The organism is Kitasatospora sp. NPDC048286 (genome assembly GCF_043201735.1).
Classification (GTDB): domain Bacteria; phylum Actinomycetota; class Actinomycetes; order Streptomycetales; family Streptomycetaceae; genus Kitasatospora.
Genome location: NZ_JBICZE010000022.1, coordinates 126,658 through 145,821, shown reverse-complemented (window position 1 = coordinate 145,821; position 19,164 = coordinate 126,658). Strand labels below are relative to the sequence as shown.

At 73.4% G+C, this 19,164-nt stretch carries 18 protein-coding genes and 1 pseudogene; 6 read left to right on the top strand and 13 right to left on the bottom strand.

The annotated features are described in order from the left end of the window. Positions 1 to 235: 235 nt before the first annotated feature. The 3 genes and pseudogenes from ACGF13_RS37040 to ACGF13_RS37030 form a co-directional block, all read right to left on the bottom strand. The gene (locus ACGF13_RS37040) at positions 236 to 1,039 is read right to left on the bottom strand and encodes a DUF3710 domain-containing protein (protein WP_392883741.1); all 804 of its coding nucleotides are present in this window, start codon (positions 1,037 to 1,039) and stop codon (positions 236 to 238) included. Between the two features lie 2 nt (positions 1,040 to 1,041). After that, positions 1,042 to 1,576: pseudogene (gene dut, locus ACGF13_RS37035) on the bottom strand (dUTP diphosphatase). Further along, on the bottom strand, positions 1,573 to 2,151 hold the full coding sequence (locus tag ACGF13_RS37030) for a PaaI family thioesterase (RefSeq protein WP_392883762.1): 579 nt from the start codon (positions 2,149 to 2,151) through the stop codon (positions 1,573 to 1,575). Before ACGF13_RS37030 ends, dut begins: the two are co-directional and overlap by 4 nt. A gap of 136 nt (positions 2,152 to 2,287) precedes the next feature. Here ACGF13_RS37030 and ACGF13_RS37025 point away from each other — a divergent pair, with 136 nt between their 5' ends. Further along, entirely contained in the window at positions 2,288 to 2,737 is a 450-nt protein-coding gene (locus tag ACGF13_RS37025) for a DUF3093 domain-containing protein (protein ID WP_392883740.1), read from the top strand. Between the two features lie 269 nt (positions 2,738 to 3,006). On the opposite strand, the gene ACGF13_RS37020 is transcribed toward ACGF13_RS37025, so the two are convergent. From ACGF13_RS37020 to ACGF13_RS37005, 4 genes are all read right to left on the bottom strand, one after another. Beyond that, positions 3,007 to 3,306, bottom strand: coding sequence for a DUF4193 domain-containing protein (locus ACGF13_RS37020; protein ID WP_030057692.1), 300 nt, complete (start codon positions 3,304 to 3,306; stop codon positions 3,007 to 3,009). Positions 3,307 to 3,778: 472 nt separating this feature from the next. Beyond that, complete coding sequence (locus ACGF13_RS37015; protein ID WP_392883739.1) at positions 3,779 to 4,762, bottom strand: acyl-ACP desaturase; 984 nt, start codon at positions 4,760 to 4,762, stop codon at positions 3,779 to 3,781. Positions 4,763 to 4,999: 237 nt separating this feature from the next. Beyond that, complete coding sequence (locus ACGF13_RS37010; protein ID WP_392883738.1) at positions 5,000 to 6,298, bottom strand: sensor histidine kinase; 1,299 nt, start codon at positions 6,296 to 6,298, stop codon at positions 5,000 to 5,002. Between the two features lie 73 nt (positions 6,299 to 6,371). Next, entirely contained in the window at positions 6,372 to 7,025 is a 654-nt protein-coding gene (locus ACGF13_RS37005) for a response regulator transcription factor (RefSeq protein ID WP_355265487.1), read from the bottom strand. Positions 7,026 to 7,467: 442 nt separating this feature from the next. On the opposite strand from ACGF13_RS37005, the gene ACGF13_RS37000 reads away from it, so the two are divergent. Further along, a complete protein-coding gene (locus ACGF13_RS37000; RefSeq protein ID WP_030057688.1) occupies positions 7,468 to 7,653 on the top strand; it encodes a hypothetical protein in 186 nt (61 codons plus the stop codon). Between the two features lie 162 nt (positions 7,654 to 7,815). On the opposite strand, the gene ACGF13_RS36995 is transcribed toward ACGF13_RS37000, so the two are convergent. Both ACGF13_RS36995 and ACGF13_RS36990 read right to left on the bottom strand, forming a co-directional pair. Further along, positions 7,816 to 8,634 (bottom strand): inositol monophosphatase family protein, encoded by an 819-nt coding sequence (locus tag ACGF13_RS36995; RefSeq protein WP_392883736.1) that lies wholly within the window; start codon positions 8,632 to 8,634, stop codon positions 7,816 to 7,818. A gap of 127 nt (positions 8,635 to 8,761) precedes the next feature. Further along, positions 8,762 to 9,904 carry a ferrochelatase gene (locus ACGF13_RS36990; protein ID WP_392883734.1) on the bottom strand — a complete coding sequence of 381 codons (1,143 nt, stop codon included), beginning with the start codon at positions 9,902 to 9,904 and terminating at the stop codon, positions 8,762 to 8,764. Between the two features lie 132 nt (positions 9,905 to 10,036). On the opposite strand from ACGF13_RS36990, the gene ACGF13_RS36985 reads away from it, so the two are divergent. Continuing rightward, positions 10,037 to 11,305 (top strand): MFS transporter, encoded by a 1,269-nt coding sequence (locus ACGF13_RS36985; RefSeq protein WP_392883732.1) that lies wholly within the window; start codon positions 10,037 to 10,039, stop codon positions 11,303 to 11,305. Positions 11,306 to 11,409: 104 nt separating this feature from the next. Then, positions 11,410 to 12,732 carry a D-arabinono-1,4-lactone oxidase gene (locus tag ACGF13_RS36980; protein ID WP_392883730.1) on the top strand — a complete coding sequence of 441 codons (1,323 nt, stop codon included), beginning with the start codon at positions 11,410 to 11,412 and terminating at the stop codon, positions 12,730 to 12,732. Positions 12,733 to 12,735: 3 nt separating this feature from the next. Here ACGF13_RS36980 and ACGF13_RS36975 read toward each other — a convergent pair whose 3' ends face one another. Next, positions 12,736 to 13,623, bottom strand: a complete 888-nt coding sequence (locus ACGF13_RS36975) for a hypothetical protein (protein ID WP_392883729.1) — start codon at positions 13,621 to 13,623, stop codon at positions 12,736 to 12,738. 517 nt (positions 13,624 to 14,140) lie between these two features. Between ACGF13_RS36975 and sepH the strand changes: the two genes are divergently transcribed. After that, positions 14,141 to 15,220, top strand: coding sequence for a septation protein SepH (sepH, locus tag ACGF13_RS36970; RefSeq protein ID WP_392883727.1), 1,080 nt, complete (start codon positions 14,141 to 14,143; stop codon positions 15,218 to 15,220). Between the two features lie 56 nt (positions 15,221 to 15,276). Here sepH and ACGF13_RS36965 read toward each other — a convergent pair whose 3' ends face one another. Beyond that, complete coding sequence (locus ACGF13_RS36965; RefSeq protein WP_392883726.1) at positions 15,277 to 16,155, bottom strand: sulfurtransferase; 879 nt, start codon at positions 16,153 to 16,155, stop codon at positions 15,277 to 15,279. Positions 16,156 to 16,435: 280 nt separating this feature from the next. On the opposite strand from ACGF13_RS36965, the gene ACGF13_RS36960 reads away from it, so the two are divergent. Further along, on the top strand, positions 16,436 to 17,179 hold the full coding sequence (locus tag ACGF13_RS36960; protein WP_392883760.1) for a VOC family protein: 744 nt from the start codon (positions 16,436 to 16,438) through the stop codon (positions 17,177 to 17,179). Between the two features lie 60 nt (positions 17,180 to 17,239). On the opposite strand, the gene ACGF13_RS36955 is transcribed toward ACGF13_RS36960, so the two are convergent. Together ACGF13_RS36955 and ACGF13_RS36950 are read right to left on the bottom strand one after the other, a co-directional pair. After that, positions 17,240 to 17,896, bottom strand: coding sequence for a thymidine kinase (locus tag ACGF13_RS36955; RefSeq protein ID WP_392883724.1), 657 nt, complete (start codon positions 17,894 to 17,896; stop codon positions 17,240 to 17,242). 61 nt (positions 17,897 to 17,957) lie between these two features. Continuing rightward, positions 17,958 to 19,145 (bottom strand): alkaline phosphatase family protein, encoded by a 1,188-nt coding sequence (locus ACGF13_RS36950; RefSeq protein WP_392883723.1) that lies wholly within the window; start codon positions 19,143 to 19,145, stop codon positions 17,958 to 17,960. Between the last annotated feature and the right edge of the window lie 19 nt (positions 19,146 to 19,164).

Below are 19,164 nucleotides of genomic sequence, written 5' to 3'. Positions count from 1 at the left end.
GGGCTTCGTTCTTTCGTGTTTCCAGCTTATCAGATGTTTTCCGCTCCGTTTTCCGGAGTTTCATTCATCGGATTCGCTTTCCGCTTTGTCGCCCCGGTCTCCCGCGGCGACTCCGGAACTGTACGGGGACGGACCCGCCACATGCAAATCGCCCCTGCCCGAACTCCCGGGCAGGGGCGATCTGTGCTGATCGGTGCCGATCGGAGCCGGCCGGATCAGGGCCGGCCGGAGTCGGTCAGCGGACCTCGGTGATCTCCGGGCCGCGCGCGAACGGGTCGAGCGAGGCGCCGCCGAAGCGGCTGTCGCCCTCACCGGCGGCAGCGGCCGCCCCGCCACCGTCGGCGACCATCTGGGCGTCCTCGGGAAGCTTCAGCACGATCGGGTCGCGCGGGGCCATCGGGGACTCGCCGCGCACGACGACCGTCTGGCGGAAGACCTGCTCCAGGATCCCGGCCATCTCCGGCTGCACCGCGGCCTGGCCCGAGATCACACCACGCAGGAACCAGCGCGGACCGTCGCAGCCGACGAACCGCACCAGCTGCACACCCTGGGTGCCGTCCGGCAGCTGCACGGGGACCTGGGCGCGGAGGTGCCAGCCGAGCGGGCCCTCCTCCTCCTCGATGAGGCCGCCCTGCGAGGTAATGCCGTTGGCGATCTCCTCCCGGACCTCCCCCCAGATGCCCTCCGACTTCGGGGCCGCGAAGGCCTGGAGCTGGATGGCGCTGTTGCCGAGCACGAGGGTGGCGGCCACGATCGCGTCACCGGCGACCTCGACGCGCAGCTCCATGCCCTCGACACCGGGGACCAGCAGACCCCCGAGGTCGACCCGCCCCTCCTCGGGGTTCTCCAGCTCGGTGTGGTCCCACGGACCGTCCGGCCGCGGGGCCGGCGGCAGGCCGACCTTGTCGGCCGGGTCCAGCTCGGTCACGTTCTCGCTCTCGGCGGAACCTTCGACGTCATCGGCCGTCTCGTCGGCGCTGATGGCGTCGTCGGCGAGCTGCTCGACAGCGTCCTCGCTCTTCTGGCGACGACGGAACACGGTCACTGTCCTTCCCGGTCCAAGACCGATGCGAATACCTGCTCGGCTTCCTGCGAGGCCGCGGGCATGCTAGACCGCGGCGTGGCCGCCGGTCGACCCGAACCCGCCCTCGGCGCGTGCCGACCCAGGCAGCTCCTCCACCTCGTGGAAGCGGGCCTTCTCGACCTGCTGGATGACCAGCTGGGCGATCCGGTCCCCTCGGCGGAAGCTGACCCCCTCGTGCGGGTCCAGATTGACGACGATCACCTTGATCTCTCCACGGTACCCGGCATCGACCGTCCCCGGGGCGTTCACGAGGGCAACGCCGCAACGAGCTGCCAACCCGGACCGGGGGTGGACGAAGGCCGCGTAGCCGTCCGGCAGGGCGATCGCGACGCCGGTGGGCAACACGGCCCGCTCGCCGGGGGCCAGCTCGGCGTCGACGGTGGTGCGCAGATCGGCACCGGCGTCCCCGGGCTGCGCGTACGCGGGCAGCGGCAGCTCGGGGTCGATGCGCTTGATCAGGACGTCCAGCTGCGGGCGGGGGGTGTCGCTCAAGGGTTCACCTCAAAGGCTCGTGCGCGCTTCATCAGATCCGGGTCGTCGAGGACCTTCTCGATGTCCTCGGGACGACCGTGCGTGGTGAAGTGTTCCAGTTTCACCTGGACGAAGAGGGCCTGGGCGCGCACCGCGACGGGCCCGTCCGGGCCGCCGATCCGCGCCTCGGCGGCGCTGTAGATCTTCCGTCCGTGCACGCCGGTGATCCAGGCGCGCAGGTGCAGCACCGAGTCGACGGGCACCGGGGAGAGGAAGTCGGTCTCCAGCCGGCCGGTCACGGCGGGGGCGTGCAGCAGCCAGTTGAGCGTGCCGAGGGTCTCGTCCATGGCGGTGGTCAGCAGCCCGCCGTGGGCCAGGCCGGGGCCGCCCTGGTGGGCGTCGCGGATGGGGAACTCGGCGGTCACGTCGAGTCCCTCGCCGGCGACCGCGTCGATCCGCAGGCCGCCGGGGTGCTGCGGGCCGCAGCCGAAGCAGTGCTCGTAGTGGGAGCCGAGCCGGGTGCCGGGGGCGGGCGCCTGGGGGTGGCGCTCCGGCAGGACGGCGTCCGGCGGCGGGGTGGTCGGGGTCGGCGGTATGGCGGGCGCCGGCCGGTCGGTGGGGGTGCTGGGGGCTGTCGTACCGGTCACGGGGTCCAACCCTACCCAGGGGTAGCGGGCCCTCCGGTGGGGGTGGCGTCCCGGGCCGGACGTCAGGGCGACCACAATGGAGGGCATGTACGACGAACGCCTCACGGTGCCGCGTTCCTGGTGGCTGCTCCCGGTCGCGGTGGGTCTCACGCTCGCGCTGATCCTGATCCGGGTCAGTGGTCCGGCCGCGCTGATCGGGCTGGTGGTGGGCATCGCCGCCGGCGCGGTCGCGATCAGCAGCTACGGCTCGGCCCGCATCCGCGTGGTCCAGGGCTCACTGGTGGCCGGTCCGGCCCGGATCCCGGTGGACGCGCTCGGCGACGCGCAGGCGCTGAGCCCCGCCGAGGCGGCGGCCTGGCGCGGCCCGAAGGCCGATCCGCGCGCCTTCATGCTGCTGCGCAGCTACGTCCCGACGGCGCTGCGGATCGAGGTGACCGACCCGGCCGACCCGACGCCGTACCTCTATCTGTCGACCCGCTCGCCGATGAAGCTGGCGGAGGCGCTGGAGGACGCCCGGCGCGGCGCCCGCACCTGAGGCGGGCCCGGGCCGGACGAGAGCCGGCCGGGCCCCGACACGAGCCGGCCGGAAGGGGCCGGGCAAACGGAGAGGGACGGTTCCGCTGCTGCGGGACCGTCCCTACGACTTTGTCCTGACCGGCGCGCCGGCCGACTCCGTCCTCCCGGGCCCGTCCGATCGGACGGTTCCCGGATCTGCCGTCCGGCCCCGCTGCCCGGGGCCGGAAGGAGCGGTGTGCCGGTCCCGCGGGCGCAGCCGCGGGCACCGGGCCCTGTCCGCCGCGGTGCTCAGGCGCCGCAGTCCCGGCAGATCGGGTTGCCGTTCTTCTCGCTGTAGAGCTGGCTGCGGTGGTGCACCAGGAAGCAGCTCATGCAGGTGAACTCGTCGGCCTGCTTCGGCAGGACGCGGACGGCGAGTTCCTCGTTCGAGAGGTCGGCGCCGGGAAGCTCCATGCCCTCGGCGGCGTCGAACTCGTCGACGTCGACAGAGCCGCCGCCCTTGTCGTTCCGCCGAGCCTTGAGCTCCTCGATGGAGTCCTCGTTGAGCTCGTCGTCGGTCTTGCGTGGGGTGTCGTAGTCGGTTGCCATTTTTCGCTCTCCCCCTCCGGGTTGTGCGGTGTGTGCGGTATCTCCAGCGCACGTAACGCATGGGGGGCCGGTCTTGTGCCCGACCCGAGGCGGAGATTTTGCCTTACTTCAAGCCCTGTTACTCAATCGACACTCAGCCCGGGCTCCATCGGGGTGATCCCCGGGGCTGCGGAAGGCCTCACGCTGGGCCATCGTCAGCCCTTCCCGCGCCCGGCGAACCGACCACGCACAGTGAGCGCGACAGCCGCGTGCGTCTGTGAAATCCCTTGCCCATCAGGGACGCCGACCGATCCCGTGGACCGGCCGGGGGTCGGAATCCGGTCACGGACGGCGATCGGCACCCCTGATGGGGTGATAACTCTCCGAGGTCGCCCGAAATCGTGGAGCGACACAGTGTGAGCTTGGTCACGTTAAGAATCTTCCAGGGCAAACCGCGGAAAATCCACCCAGTCCGACCGTTCGGTGTGGCGCCTCAGCCGGCGTTCTTCCGGGCTGCGCGACGCGCCAGCAGGGCGGCCTGGCGCTCCTCGAACTTCCGGGCCTGGCCGTCCAGCCCGTCCAGGAAGACGCCCAGCTCGTTCTGCGCCAGCAGGCCCTCCGGGCCGAGCCCGCCGATCTCCATCACCTTGAGGTGGCGCAGCACCGGCTGGAGCACGTCGTCGTGGTGGATGCGCAGGTTGTACACCCCGCCGAGGGCGATCTGCGCGGCGGCGCGCTCGAAGCCGGGGATTCCGTGGCCGGGCATCCGGAAGTCGGTGACCACGTCGGCGACGGCCCGCATGGCCTGGTCCGGGGCGATCTCCAGGGCGGCCTTCAGGAGGTTCCGGTAGAAGACCATGTGCAGGTTCTCGTCGTTGGCGATCTTCGCCAGCAGCTGCTCGCAGAGCGGGTCGCCGGCGTACTTGCCGGTGTTGCGGTGCGCGATGCGGGTCGCGAGCTCCTGGAAGGCCACGTACGCGACCGAGTGCAGCATGCTGTGCGAGTTGTCGGACTCGAAGCCCTCCGACATGTGGTTCATCCGGGCCCGCTCCAGCTCCACCGGGTCGACGGCCCGGGTGGCGAGCAGGTAGTCGCGGATCGCTATCCCGTGGCGCCCCTCCTCGGCCGTCCAGCGGTGCACCCAGGTGCCCCAGGCGCCCTCGCGGCCGAACATGGTCGCGATCTCGTGGTGGTAGCTGGGCAGGTTGTCCTCGGTCAGCAGGTTCACCACCAGCGACACCCGGCCCACGGCCGTCACCTGGGACTGCTCGAGCGACCAGGCCTCGCCGCCCAGCACGCCGTCGAAGTCGCGGCCCTGGCTCCACGGGACGAACTCGTGCGGCATCCACTCCCTGGCCACGCCCAGGTGGCGGTTGAGCTCCTTCTCGACGACCTCTTCGAGGGCGAGGATCAGCCGCGCGTCGGTCCAGCCGCTCGCGACGAGCGGGGAGCTGCTCTGCACAGGGGCGATGGTCACGGTCTTGCTCCTGAGGGGACGGCACGCGCTGGGACGGGCGCGGCGCGCTGAACGGGGACACGTCTTTTCGCACCCGACGGCGGGCTGCCGACGGATTCACCTACGGTTGCGTAGGTTACGACACCGTAAGTTGATCGGGCCGGAAATGACAAGCCGCCCCCGCCAGGCCTTATGTCTTCTTGACGGACCTGACGGGGGCGGCTGGAAACGGTCGCCTGCGGAAGGGGCGTTGGACCCTTACGGAGAGGGGATGCGGACCCTCATGGTGAGGCCGCCGCCGGCGCGCGCCGTGGCCTCGATGGTGCCGCCGTGGGCGCGCACCACCGACCGGACGATGGACAGGCCGAGCCCGACCCCCTTGTCGCTGCGGGTGCGGTCGGCGCCCTTGACCCGGCGGAACGGCTCGAAGATGTGCTCCAGCTCGTACCCGGGCACCACCGGGCCGGTGTTGGAGACCACCAGCTCGCCGCCGCCGGGCACCGCGGTGGTGGCCAGCTCGACCCAGCCGCCCGGGGCGTTGTAGCGGACGGCGTTCTGCAGCAGGTTGAGCGCGAGCCGCTCCAGCAGCACGCCGTTGCCGGCGGCCACGGCCGGATCGAGCTTCGAGCGCAGCTCGACCTCGCGCTTCTCGGCCTCGCCCCGGGTCTGCTCCAGCGCCCGGGTGGCCACCTCGGACAGCTCCACCGGGCGCCGGTCGGTCAGCGCGTTCTCGCTGCGGGCAAGGAGCAGCAGGCCCTCGACCAGCTGCTCGCTGCGCTCGTTGGTGGCCAGCAGGGTCTTGCCCAGCTGCTGGAGGTCGGTTGAGGCCGCCGGGTCGGAGAGCTGGACCTCCAGCAGGGTGCGGTTGATCGCCAGCGGGGTGCGCAGCTCGTGCGAGGCGTTGGCGACGAAGCGGCGCTGGGAGTCGAACGAGCGGTCCAGCCGGTCCAGCATGTCGTCGAAGGTGTCGGCGAGCTCCTTGAGCTCGTCGTCCGGGCCGTCCAGCTCGATCCGGCGGTGCAGGTCGGAGGAGGCGACGTCGCGGGCGGTGCGGGTGATCCGGCCGAGCGGGCGCAGCACCCGTCCTGCCATCGCGTAGCCCGCCGCGAAGGCGATCACGGCGAGGCAGACCAGCATGGTCAGCGACTTGCGCAGCAGGGTGTTGAGCGCGGAGTCGGAGCGCGCCAGGTAGTCGGCGGCCTGCCACTGGTTGAAGTCCGCGCTGTTCATGTTGCGGACGGCCCCGTCGGGGCTGGTGACCTGGATGTAGTTGTCGAAGCGCAGCTGGCGCGGGGCCAGGTACGAGACGGCGTCCTGGAAGAACACGTACATCAGGAGCAGCAGCACGACGCCGGCCATCAGGAACATCCCGCCGTACAGCAGGGTGAGCCGCATCCGGATGGTGGGGCGGAAGGGCAGCCAGGCGAGCATGCCGTCGCCGGGGACGTAGTGCCCCGGGCGGTGGACGCTCGGCGGGGCCAGGGGCTTCGGCGGGACGGCACGCGGGCCGCCGGCGGGCGCGCCGGAGGGCCCGCCGGCCGGGGGCGGGGTGGTCATGATGGTCCTCTCGGGGCGTCCGCCGGGGCGGGCGCTCGCGGCGGGGAGTCGCGGGGTGGGCGGACTCCGGTCGTCAGATCCGGTAGCCGGAGCCCGGCACGGTGATGATCACCGGCGGGTCGCCGAGCTTGCGGCGCAGCGTCATCACGGTGACGCGCACGACGTTGGTGAACGGGTCGGTGTGCTCGTCCCAGGCCTTCTCCAGGAGCTGTTCGGCCGAGACGACGGCGCCGCCGGCCCGCATCAGCACCTCCAGGACGGCGAACTCCTTGGGGGCGAGCTGGACGGTGCGTCCGTCGCGGATCACCTCGCGCCGGCCGGGGTCGAGCGAGATGCCGGCGCGCTCCAGCACCGGGGGCAGCGGGATGGTCGCGCGGCGGCCCAGCGCCCTTACCCGGGCGACGAGTTCGCTGAAGGCGAACGGCTTCGGAAGGTAGTCGTCCGCGCCGATCTCCAGGCCCTCGACCCGGTCGCTGATGTCGCCGGAGGCGGTCAGCATGATCACCCGGGTGGCCAGGCCCTGCTCGACCACCTTGCGGCAGACGTCGTCCCCGTGGACCAGCGGAAGGTCCCGGTCCAGGACGACGACGTCGTAGTCGTTGACCGCGATGCGCTGGAGCGCGGCCTCCCCGTCGTACACCACGTCGACGGCCATCGCCTCGCGGCGCAGGCCGGTCGCGACGGCCTCGGCAAGCAGCTGCTCGTCCTCGACGACGAGAACCCGCACGGTCGTTGTCCCTTCTCCAGGCCGGCCCCGGAAGCGGACGCACGGCTCCGACGGTGTCTCCATCCTGCCTGGTCCGGCGGTAAAGCAGCGATAAGCTGCCCCACGGGCACGGCCCCCGGATCCCCGGTGGTGACCGTTCGCATCCGCACCACTCCGCTTGGACTGTGACACAGGCAACTTTCTTCCGCCGGGAGGTTTCCCGGCCTCCGGGGCGGGGAGTACAGCTGCACACCCGCGATCTGGCTGACGGCCGGTCGCACCCACCCGCCGTGCGTTCATCCGCGCCGGCCCTGGGGCTGGGACATCACCGGGAGCGGTCCGTGGCCGCTCCGCACCCCGTCCGGAGATTCACCACCTTCCGGCTTGGGTGCTTTCACCGGCTGGACCTCCTCAGGGCGGAGAGCGCACGACCGTGCACGTCCGACACAGTAAGGGGGCCCGTATGGACGCCTTCAAGGCCGGAATCCTGCAGCGCATAGCCAACGCCGAGCAGGACCTGCACCGAGCGATCGAGGCCGGGGACGAGTTCCTCGCCGAGGTGGAGCAGTCCGAGCTGGACGACCTCCGCCGACTCGCCGCCGAGCACGGCGTGGACACGGTGCTGGAGCGCCACCGCACCGCTGCCTGACCCGTCCGGCACACCGACCCGTCGCCGGATCTCCGGCACCAGCGGCCCTGCGGGGGCCGTGCGAAACCCAGGCCCTGGCATCCCCCGTATGTCAGGGCTCTTCGCATGTCCGGGGCCGCCGCGCCGCGCCCGTGGCTCCGCGGGCGGGCGCGGCGGAACCGGTCAGTCCGCCCAGGCGCGCAGCGCGGCCAGCCGCTCCTGGAGCGGCTCGTACACCCCGGGGGCGGCGGCCACGGTCAGCTCGCCGTCCGGGCCGTGCCCGGGGCGGCCGCCGACCAGGGCACCGGCCTCGGTGGCGATCAGGCAGCCGGCCGCCCGGTCCCAGGGGGCCAGGCCGCGCTCGTAGTAGCCGTCCAGCCGCCCGGCGGCGACGTCGCACAGGTCCACCGCGGCCGCCCCGCCCCGGCGGACGTCCCGCACCTCCGGCATGAGCGCCAGCAGCACCTCGGCCTGCCGGACCCGCACCGACTGGACGTAGTTGAAGCCGGTGGCGATCAGCGCCTGGCCCCACGGCGGGGCCGGGCGGACCGAGAGCGGGCGGCCGCCGAGGCGGGCACCGCGGCCCAGGACGGCGTGGAACAGCTCGCCGCGGGCCGGGGCGTACACCACGCCGACGACCGCCCGGCCGTCCACCTCGGCGGCCACGCTGACCGCCCAGGAGGGCAGCCCGTAAAGGTAGTTGACCGTTCCGTCGAGCGGGTCCACGACCCAGCGGACCCCGCTGGTGCCCGGCCGCTCGGCGCCCTCCTCGCCGAGGTAGCCGTCCTCCGGGCGGCGGTCGGTGATCAGCTCCAGGACGAGCTTCTCGGAGGCGAGGTCCATCTCGGTGACCACGTCGACCGGGCTGGACTTGGTGCCGGCCACACCGAGGTCGGCGGGCCGGCCGTCGCGCAGCAGGGCGCCGGCCTGCCGGGCCGCGTCCAGGGCGACCTCCAGCAGGTCATCGAGGAGCCGGTCGTCGGGCAGGGCGGGGGTGGGCACGGGTTCTCCTCCGGGGCGACGGGGCGACGGGACAGCGGGACGGACGGGGCCGGCAGGCCGGGCGGGACGGACGGGACGGGCGGAGCCGGCGCTCAGCGCTCGGCGCTCGGCGCTCAGCGCTCGGCGCTCAGCGCTCGGCGACGGCCGGACGCGGGGCGCGCGGGTTGGGGCAGCAGGCCACCGCGCACACGTCGTGGCTGGGGCCGAGGGTGCCGAGGGCGCAGCGGGTCACCGGCTCGCCGCGCTCGGTGGCGGCCCGCTCCAGGACGAGCTCGCGCACCGCGGCGGCGAACCGGGGGTCGGCGCCGACGGTGCCGGCGCGGGCCACCGGCAGGCCGAGTTCGGCGGCCTTGGCGACGGCCTCGGTGTCGAGGTCGTACCTGACCTCCATGTGGTCGGAGACGAAGCCGATCGGGACCATCACCACGGCGGGCGCCCCGTCGGCCCGCTGGGCCTCCAGGTGGTCGCAGATGTCGGGCTCCAGCCACGGGATGTGCGGGGCCCCGCTGCGGCTCTGGTACACCAGCTCCCACGGCCGGTCGGCCACTCCGGTGCGCTCGGCCACCGCGGCGGCGATCAGCCGGGCCACGTCCAGGTGCTGGGCGACGTACGCGCCGCCGGGCTCGCCGCGGGCCGGGTCGTCCGGTGCGCCGGAGCTCTCGGCCATGGTCTCCGGGATGGAGTGGGTGGTGAACGCCAGCCGGGCGCCGGGGCGGACGGCCTCGGGCAGCCCGTCTAGGGCGGCCAGGGTGGCGTCGATCATGGGCTGGACGAAGCCGGTGTGGTTGTAGAAGTGCCGCAGCTTGTCGACCCGCAGGGCGGGCACGCCCTCCTCGGCCAGCGTGGCCAGCGCGTCGGCCAGGTTCTCCCGGTACTGGCGGCAGCCCGAGTAGCCGGCGTAGGCGCTGGTGGCGAGCACGGCGATCCGGCGGTGGCCGTCGGCGGCCAGCTCCCGCAGGGTGTCGACCAGGTAGGGCGCCCAGTTCCGGTTGCCCCAGTAGATCGGCAGGTCCAGCCCGTGCTCGGCGAAGTCCTTGCGCAGCGCGGCGAGCAGCTCGCGGTTCTGCCCGTTGATCGGACTGACCCCGCCGAAAATGAAGTAGTGCTTGCCCACCTCCTTCAGCCGTTCCTTGGGGATGCCGCGGCCGCGGGTGACGTTCTCCAGGAACGGGACGACGTCCTCGGGGCCCTCGGGCCCGCCGAAGGACAGCAGCAGCAGGGCGTCGTACGGGGCGGCGCCGGACGGTGAGGGTTTGCGCGCGTCGGACATGGCACCGATCCTGCCACTGAGGGGTCGGGCGCCGTCGCCGGGGCCGCACGGGCGTCCGGAAAATAACGTTTGCCAACGTACGTAAGCTGTGTTTACCAGCCTTGTTCCTTACTCCCCCTGCCCGGAGCTCCCGTGCTGTCCAGCTACCGCCAGATATTCGCCTCCCCCGGCACTCTGGCCTTCTCCTCCACCGGCTTCGTCTCCCGCCTGCCGATCTCCATGACCGGGATCGGCATCGTGACCATGCTGTCCCAGCTCCGAGGCTCCTACGGGGTGGCGGGCCTGGTCTCGGCCTGCCTCGCGATCTCCGCCGCGGTCCTCGGCCCGCAGGTCTCCCGCCTGGTGGACCGGCACGGCCAGCGCAGGATCATCGTCCCCGCCATGGCGATCACCGTCGTCGCGGTCACCGGCCTGCTGCTCTGCGCCCGGCTGGAGGCCCCGGACTGGACGCTGTTCGTCTTCGCCGCCGGCATGGGCGTGATGCCGAGCACCGGCGCGATGGTCCGCGCCCGCTGGGCCCACCTCTACCGCGAGGACACCGGCAAGCTGCACACCGCCTACTCCTTCGAGGCCGTGGTCGACGAGGTCTGCTTCATCGTCGGCCCGATCCTCTCCATCGGCCTGGCCACGTCCGTCTTCCCCGAGGCCGGCGTGCTGCTGGCCGGGATCTTCCTCGCCGTCGGCGTCCTGCTGTTCGCCGGGCAGCGCTCCACCGAGCCCCCGATCCACCCGGCCGCCCGGCACGAGGGCGGCTCGGTGATCCTCAACCGCGGCCTCCAGGTGCTGATCGTGACCTTCGTCGCCACCGGTGCGATCTTCGGCTCGGTCGAGGTGGTCACCGTCGCGTACGCCGAGGCCCAGGGCCACAAGTCGATCTCCAGCGTGATCCTCGCCCTGTGGGCGCTCGGCTCCTGCCTGGCCGGGGTGGTCTTCGGGACCCTCAAGCTCACCGGCTCGATGGCGGTGCGCTTCCTCGGCGGTGTCCTGTTCATGGCCGTCAGCATGGTCCCGCTGCTGCTGGTCGCCCACGCGGTGCACGGCATCGGCGGACTGGTCGCGGTCGGCGCGGCGCTGCTGATCGCCGGCATCGCCATCTCCCCCACCCTGATCACCGCGATGGCCCTGGTCGAACGGCTCGTCCCGGCCTCCCAGCTGACCGAGGGCATGACCTGGACCACCACCGGCCTGGCCCTCGGCGTCGCGGTCGGCTCCTCGGCCGCCGGCTGGGTGATCGACGCCTCCGGCGCCGCCGCGGGCTACTGGGTGCCGCTGGCCGCCGGCCTGCTCGGGGTGGTCGCCGCCCTCGCCGGCCTCGGCCGGCTGCGCGCCGGACTGGCCGCCGCACCCGGCGCCGAGACGGCCGTCCAGGGGGCCGAACGGACCGTAGACGCCGAACGGTGAACTGACTAGTCTCTCGCCCTACCCACGGGGCTACCTGTGGGTAGGGCGGCCGCGCCGCCCCCGACCGCGCCGACCCGTTCGGCCACGGAGCAGGAGGCAGCGCAATGCCCCAGGCCAGCACCGCGACCCCCACCCGGTGGACCAACTGGGCCGGCAACCAGAGCGCCCGGCCCGCCCGGGCCGCCGCCCCCGGCACCGTGGAGGAGCTGGCCAAGGAGATCCTGCGGGCCGCCGAACAGGGCCGCACCGTCAAGGCCGTCGGCTCCGGCCACTCCTTCACCTCGATCGCCTCCGCCGGTGACGGCGTCCAGATCCGGCCGCACGCGCTCACCGCCGTCCGCGGGATCGACCGCGAGGCCGGCACCATCACCGTCGAGTCCGGCCTCCCGCTGCACCGGCTCAACCGGGTCCTCGCCGCCGAGGGTCTCTCGCTGACCAACATGGGCGACATCGAGGTCCAGACCGTGGCCGGCGCCACCAGCACCGGCACCCACGGCACCGGCCGCGACTCCGGCTCGCTGGCCGCCCAGATCCGCTCCCTGGAGATCGTCCTCGCCGACGGCACCGTCCGGCGCTGCTCCCCGACCGAGAACCCCCGGCTCTTCCAGGGCGCCCGGCTCGGACTCGGCGCCCTCGGCGTGATCACCGCGCTCACCTTCGGCGTCGAGCCCGCCTTCCTGCTCACCGCGCACGAGCAGCCGATGGACTTCGACGAGGTGCTGGAACGCCTGGACGACCTCACCGCCGTCAACGAGCACTTCGAGTTCTACTGGTTCCCGCACACCGACCGCTGCTCCACCAAGCGCAACAACCGCAGCCAGGGGCCGGCCGCCCCGCTGCCCCGGTTCAAGGAGTGGCTGGAGGACGACTTCCTCTCCAACACGGTCTGGGAGGGCGCCTGCCGGGTCGGCCGGCGCTTCCCCGGCTCGATCCCCTCGATCGCCTCGCTGGCCAGCCGGGCCTGGTCCGAACGCAGCTTCACCGACACCGCGTACAAGGTGTTCACCAGCCCGCGCAAGGTCCGCTTCGTGGAGATGGAGTACGCCGTGCCGCGCGCGGCCGTCGGCGAGGTGCTGCGCGAACTGAAGGCCCTGGTCGAGCGCTCCGACTGGAAGGTCGGCTTCCCGGTCGAGGTGCGCTTCGCCCCCGCCGACGACCTCTGGCTCTCCACCGCCTCCGGCCGGGACAGCGCCTACATCGCCGTCCACCTCTACCAGGGCACCGCCGACCAGGGCTACTTCACCGGCGTCGAACAGCTGATGACCGCCCATCAGGGACGGCCGCACTGGGGCAAGCTGCACACCCGCGACGCCGCGTACCTGGCCGGTGTCTACCCGCACTTCGCCGACTTCACCACGCTGCGCGACGAGGTCGACCCGCAGCGGGTGTTCGGCAACGACTACCTGCGCCGGGTGCTGGGCGCCTAGCGCCTACGGCGTGTCGGCGGCCGGCGGGGCCTTCGCGGGTTCGTTCGCGGGCTCCTTCACCGGATCCCTCGCCGGGTCCTTCGCCGGCGCGTCGCCCGACGCCGGCGGCTGCGGGCTCGCCCCGCCGGTGGGTCTGCCGCCGCCCGCCGACGGGGAGGCGCCGGCCGACGGGGTCGCGCTCGGGCCCGCCGAGGGCGAGGCCGTCCCCGCGCCGGTGCTCGGCGTGTCGCCCGGCTCCCGGCTCGGCCCGGTGGTCGCCGGGGCCGAGGCGCCGCCGGACGGCGCGCCGCCCTGGCCGGGCCGGCCGCTCGGGGAGGGTCGGTCCGCCGGGGCGTCCTGCGGCCGGGAGGACTTGGGCGCCACCGAGCCGCCGAAGGACGTGCCGCTGCCGGATCCGCCCTTGACCGTCGCCGACACCGGCTGCCCGGTGGCGAGTTCGAACGCCAGGATCGGCGTCATCGCCAGCACGAAGACCAGCCCGGACACCGCCGCGTACGTCTTCCAGCCCCACCGCCGACGCGCCCGGACCACCTGCGGCTCGTTCCACTCCGAGGTGATCACCGGCGGCTGCGCCCGCGTCCCGGGCCGCTCGGCCTCCACCGGCACCTGGCGCAGGGTGTTGGCGGCCTGGTTCGGCCCCCGGTCCACCGCCTCGCGCAGCTGCTCGCCGGTCCGCTTGAAGATGTGCTGGAACACGGCACCGCCGGTGGTCGCGCCGACACTCACCACGGCGGCGCCCAGGATCGTGCCGTACACCCCCAGTTCGGAGGCCAGCAGCGCACCCACCACCGTGGCCAGCGCACTCGCCGCGACCTGAGCCACACTCAGATCGATGCGCCTGCGCTCCTCCTTGGCCTTGCCGCCCTCCTCGGCGGGGCTCCGCTCCGGCATCAACATCCCTCGGTCCGTACGACTGTTCTTCGAACAAGACTCTCCATCTTGCCCAAAGAAGGACACAAGGGGCGAAAATGCGGTTCTTCGCACCCGGATTGTGTGAAGATGATCACCGTTCATCCGGCGGTGGTCCGCCATTGGGGGAGCGCGCTCTTGAGATTCCCGTGAATCGCGGGAGACTTGAGCGGCGAGCCGCCCCTCTGGATGCCACGAATGGAGTACTGTTCGTAAAGCCCGAGCCTTGGGTCGACTTGTCGACTACGTCTACACCGGTAGCTTGACGAGGAGCCACGGAACGGGCACGCACGGCGACGCCCGTCCCGGATCGTCGCGTTCACTGCGCGTGCGAGGACGGCCGGGACACCCAGGCGCGACGTCGACGGATGGCGTGGCAAAAAGGCAACCGTGCCACAGCGGCGTGCGCGGGCGTAAGCCCGACACGCCGGGGAACTCAGCAAGGTTGTGGCCAGTCGCGAGTGGGCAGGCCACACTCAGTACGGGAGCAGCGACGCAGGTGACGTCGGCAGGCACCACCCGGGAGGTAACCGTGCCCGAACTGCGGGTTGTGGCCGTCAGCAACGACGGCACACGGCTGGTGCTCAAGGCTGCCGACAGCACGGAGTACACCCTTCCCATCGACGAGCGGCTGCGCGCCGCCATCCGCGGCGACCGGCCGCGCCTCGGCCAGATCGAGATCGAGGTCGAGAGCCATCTGCGCCCCCGGGACATCCAGGCCCGGATACGAGCCGGTGCCTCCGCCGAGGAGGTCGCCCAGGCCGCCGGGATCTCCGTCGACCGCGTCCGCCGCTTCGAGGGCCCGGTGCTCGCCGAGCGCGCCTTCATGGCCGAGCGCGCCCGCAAGACCGCCATCCGCCGCAACGGCGAGTCCCCCGGACCGCAGCTCGGCGAGGCCGTGGCCGAGCGGCTCGCGCTGCGCGGCGCCGAGAAGGACACCGAGCGCTGGGACTCCTGGCGGCGCGACGACGGCACCTGGGAGGTCATCCTCTCCTACCGGGCCGACGGCGAGGGCCGCAGCGCGTCGTGGACGTACGACCCGCCCCGGCGCCTGGTCCAGCCCAACGACGACGAGGCCCGCGCGCTGATCGGCGAGAACGTCGAGCGCGAGGAGGAGTCGGTCTTCCCGTTCATCCCGCGGATCGCCCGGCTCCCCCAGGACCGGCCGCCCCGCCCGATGATCGACCGGCCCTCGGCCGACCGCATCATGTCGGCCCGCGAGGTCCGCGAGTCGCGGGAGGCCACCGCCGAGTCCCGGGACTCGCTGACCAGCCTGCTCGACGTGGTCCCCGCCTTCCGCGGCGACCTCGCCGTCGGAGCCCCCGCCTCGATCGAACCGGTGCCCGCCGAGGTCGCCGAGGACGGCGAGGAGCCGGCTGCGGCGGCCGCCCCGGCGGTCGGCGCGGGCTCGGCCTACGCCGACATCCTGATGCCGCGCGCCGTCGCCCCGCACCGCGAGCGCCTGGTCGGCACCACCGACCGGCAGGCCGAGGCGGACGGCGTCCGGCCCGGGCGCCGGGCCACCGTGCCCAGCTGGGACGAGATCGTCTTCGGCAGCCGGCGCAAGAAGCAGGAGTAGCAGGGCGCCGAAGGGGCGGGAGGCCGGGCCTCCCGCCCCTTCGGCGTACCCGGGGATCAGCCCGGCTGCCCGGTGACCGCCACCGGGCGCGCCTCGTCGCTCGACCACTCGCTCCACGAGCCCGGGTACAGCGTGGCCGGCAGACCCGCCACCTCCAGCGCCAGGATCTGGTGCGCCGCCGTCACGCCCGAACCGCAGTACACCGCGGTCTCCCGCTCCCCCGCGCCCAGCGCCCGGAAGCGGGCGGCCAGCTCGGGCGCCGGCAGGAACCGGCCGTCCGGGCCCACGTTGCCGGCCGTCGGCGCCGAGACCGCGCCCGGGATGTGCCCGGCCCGCGGGTCCACCGGCTCGGCCTCGCCCCGGTAGCGCTCCCCGGACCGGGCGTCCAGCAGCAGGCCGCCGCGCGCCCAGGCCGCGGCACCGTCCCCGTCCACCGTCGGCAGCTGCCCCGGCACCGGCGTGAAGTCGCCCTCCGCGGGCTCCGGCAGCTCGGCCGTCACCGGCAGCCCGGCCTCCCGCCAGGCCGCGAAGCCGCCGTCCAGCACCCGCACGTCCCGGTGCCCGGCCCAGCGCAGCAGCCACCAGGCCCGGGCCGCCGCCATCGAGGCCGCGCCGTCGTACACCACGACCGGGCGCCGCGCGCTCACCCCGAAGCGGCGCATCGCCGCGCCGAACTCCTCCGGGTCCGGCAGCGGGTGGCGCCCACCCCGGCCGGGGGCACCGGGCGGGGCCGCCAGGTCCCGGTCCAGCTCGACGAAGTGGGCGCCCGGCAGGTGACCGGCCCGGTACTCCTCGGCCGCGGTCGGGCCGCCCGGTGCGGCGCCGACCAGCTGGTAGCGCACGTCCAGCAGCACCGGCGGCAGCGCGGAGGCCAGCGCCTCCCGCAGCCCGGCCGCGGAGATCAGCGGGGAACCGTCGTTGTAGGTGGTGGTCATGGCGGCCATTGTCGCGCAGCGCGGGTGTCCGGCGGCGGGACTCCGGCTCCTCGCCGTGGTCCGACCGCCGGAAGCGGGCCATCCGGCTCCCCGCCGTGGTCCGACCGCCGGAATCCGACGGAATCCGCAGCGACACGCCCGAACCGCCGCTCTTTGTGGGGTCTTTGCCGGACTTTCCGCGCGGCCCGAGGGTTGGGCGCCCGCCAGGGTGGAAGCATCACCCTCGCGCCCGAGGATTTCCGTGCGCCAACCACCCACGAGGAGGCCCGCATTGCCCGCGGTGGAACTCCGACTGGCCCAGGGCACGCCCTGCTGGGTCAGCCTGCTGACCGATGACCTGCCCGGCGCCCGCGCCTTCTACGGCGCCCTGCTCGGCTGGACGTACACCCCCGGGCCGGGCCAACTCGGCGACTACGTCCGGGCCGAGCTCGACGGGGCGCCGGTGGCCGGCCTCGGCGTCTCCACCGCCACCGGCTTCCCGGTGCAGTGGACCACCTACTTCGCCGTCGACGACGCCGACCGCACCGCCCAACTGGTCCGCGCGTGCGGCGGCACCGTCGCCGTCGGGCCGCTCCAGGCCGAGCGTGCCGGGCGGATGGCCATCGCCTCCGACGTCTCCGGCGCGGTCTTCGGCCTCTGGCAGGGCGAGGAGCACCTCGGCCGGGAGGCCGGGCGCGAACCGGGCGCCCCGGCCTGGGCCGAACTGCTCACCCCCGACGCGCCGGGCGCGGCCACCTTCTACTCCACCGTGCTCGACCGCCCGGTCCGCTCCACCCCGGAGGAAAGCGCGCTGCTGGTACACGGGCAGCCGGTCGCCGGCATCCGGCACCGCGCCGAGCTGCGCGGCCACCCGCCGCGCTGGCGCACCCACTTCGCGGTCCGCGACGCCGCGCTGACCGCCCGGCGCACCGTCGAGCTCGGCGGCCGGGTCCTGGTCGAACCGCAGGACACCGCCCGCGGCCGCGCCGCCCGGCTGGCCGACCCGCAGGGCGGGCACTTCTCCGTACTGGAGGTGCTCCCCTAGGGCCGGGGGCGGCTCCGGCTGGATTCCGGGGCGGCTTCGGATCTCAGGCCCGCGGTGGGCTCAGGCCTGCTGCTCCTCGAAGGGCAGCACGTCCGGGGAGAGCACCGAGGCGCGCGCCGTCGCGGCGGTCAGCCGGCGGCGGTGGTGGCGGCGGCACAGCACCTCGTAACCGACCTCGTCCCGGGCCACCGAGATGTCGCCGATCACCACCTGGGCGCCCTCGACCACCATCACCCCGCCGACCGTCCGGGCGTTGTGGGTGGCCCGCGCGCCGCACCAGCACAGCGCCTCGACCTGGAGCACCTCCACCCGGTCGGCCAGCTCGATCAGCCGCTGCGAGCCGGGGAACAGCCGGGTGCGGAAGTCCGTGGTGATGCCGAAGGTGTAGACGTCGATGTCCAGTTCGTCCACCACCCGGGCCAGCTGGTCGACCTGCTCGGCGGCGAAGAACTGGGCCTCGTCGCAGATCAGGTAGTCCACCCGGCCGCCGGCCGAGAGCCGGTGCACCACGTGGGCGTGGAAGTCGAAGTCGTCCGTCACCTCGACCGCGTCCGCGCGCAGGCCCAGCCGGCTGGAGATCGTCGCCGCGCCCGCCCGGTCGTTGCGGGTGAGGATCACGCCCTGCCGGCCGCGCGCGGTGTGGTTGTGGTCCATCTGCAGCGCCAGCGTCGACTTGCCGCAGTCCATCGTGCCCGAGAAGAACACCAGTTCAGCCATGGGTGGAGCAAGGGCCTTTCAAATCAGGGGAGTTCGGGCACAGAAGAGTCAAGTGGGCTGATCAGCCGCGGATTTCGAGCAGCGGCACGAACTGCTCGACCGGAGTCATCGAACCGTGCAAACCGATCATCGCGGACTCGCCGGGCTCGTTGCGGGAGGCGACGATCGCGATGTCGTCGCGCGCCGCGGCGACCACGTCGCCGATCCGGGCGTACACCCGGTCGTCCACCGCCGGGCCGAACCAGCCCGCCGCGATCGCCTGGTCCCGGGTGGCCACCCACATCCGGTCGCCCAGCACCTCGCTCCAGACCGTGTGCACGTCGGCCGCCGCCCCCGGCACCGCGTACACGTGCCGGGCCCGGCCCTCGCCGCCGAGCAAGGCGACACCGGCGCCCAGCTCCCAGTCCTCGTCGAAGTCGATCCGGTCCTCCGGCGCGATGTCGATCATGCCGTGGTCGGCCGTCACGTACATCGCCGAGCGCGGCGGCAGCTGCTCGGCCAGCCGGCGGGCCAGCCGGTCCACCGCGTCCAGCGTCATCCGCCACTCGTCCGAGTCCACCCCGAAGCGGTGGCCCGCACCGTCCAGCTCGCTGACGTAGGTGTACACCAGCGCCCGGTCGTGCTCGGCCAGCCAGGCGGCCGCCCGGTCCATCCGCTCCTCGCCCGTGGTGCGGCCCATGAAGGTGCCACCGGACAGCGCCACCCTGGTCAGCGGGGTCTGCGCGAACAGCGGGGACGAGACCTGCGCCGTCGCCACCCCGGCCTCGTGGGTGCGCTCGAAGACCGTCGGGTACGGCTGCCAGGCGTGCGGGTCGGTCGGCGGCTGCCAGCGGAGCTGGTTCATCAGGTAGCCGGCGCCCGGCACCGCCACGGTGTACCCGGCCAGGCCGTGCAGGCCCGGCGGCGTACCGGTGCCGACCGAGGCCAGCGAGGTCGCCGTGGTGGACGGGAAGCCCGCGGTCAGCGGACGGCCGCTGCCCCCCAGCGAACTCCCGGCGAGCGAGGACAGGAACGGCGCGTACTCGGGGTGGCGCAGCAGCAGCTCCCAGCCCAGGCCGTCCACCAGGAACACCACCACCCGGTCCGCCGGGGCGATCGGGAGCGTCGCGGTGAACCCGGGAACGCCGAGCCCCGCCGCCACCGAGGGCAGCAGGTCGCAGAGCGAGCCGCTGCCGTACGGGGGCGCGGGGGCCGTGGCCGGGTCGAGGATCTCGAAGGCGTCGAAGCCGTCGGCAGGAACGAAGGACATGGAACCGGATTCGTAGCGG

Coding starts and splice junctions, on each gene's coding strand:
- ACGF13_RS37025 (WP_392883740.1), top strand. CDS start 2,288: ATGTACGACGAACGCCTCACGGTGCCGCGTTCCTGGTGGCTGCTCCCG.
- ACGF13_RS37020 (WP_030057692.1), bottom strand. CDS start 3,306: ATGGCAACCGACTACGACACCCCACGCAAGACCGACGACGAGCTCAAC.
- ACGF13_RS37010 (WP_392883738.1), bottom strand. CDS start 6,298: ATGACCACCCCGCCCCCGGCCGGCGGGCCCTCCGGCGCGCCCGCCGGC.
- ACGF13_RS37000 (WP_030057688.1), top strand. CDS start 7,468: ATGGACGCCTTCAAGGCCGGAATCCTGCAGCGCATAGCCAACGCCGAG.
- ACGF13_RS36990 (WP_392883734.1), bottom strand. CDS start 9,904: ATGTCCGACGCGCGCAAACCCTCACCGTCCGGCGCCGCCCCGTACGAC.
- ACGF13_RS36980 (WP_392883730.1), top strand. CDS start 11,410: ATGCCCCAGGCCAGCACCGCGACCCCCACCCGGTGGACCAACTGGGCC.
- ACGF13_RS36975 (WP_392883729.1), bottom strand. CDS start 13,623: ATGCCGGAGCGGAGCCCCGCCGAGGAGGGCGGCAAGGCCAAGGAGGAG.
- ACGF13_RS36965 (WP_392883726.1), bottom strand. CDS start 16,155: ATGACCACCACCTACAACGACGGTTCCCCGCTGATCTCCGCGGCCGGG.
- ACGF13_RS36955 (WP_392883724.1), bottom strand. CDS start 17,896: ATGGCTGAACTGGTGTTCTTCTCGGGCACGATGGACTGCGGCAAGTCG.
- ACGF13_RS36950 (WP_392883723.1), bottom strand. CDS start 19,145: ATGTCCTTCGTTCCTGCCGACGGCTTCGACGCCTTCGAGATCCTCGAC.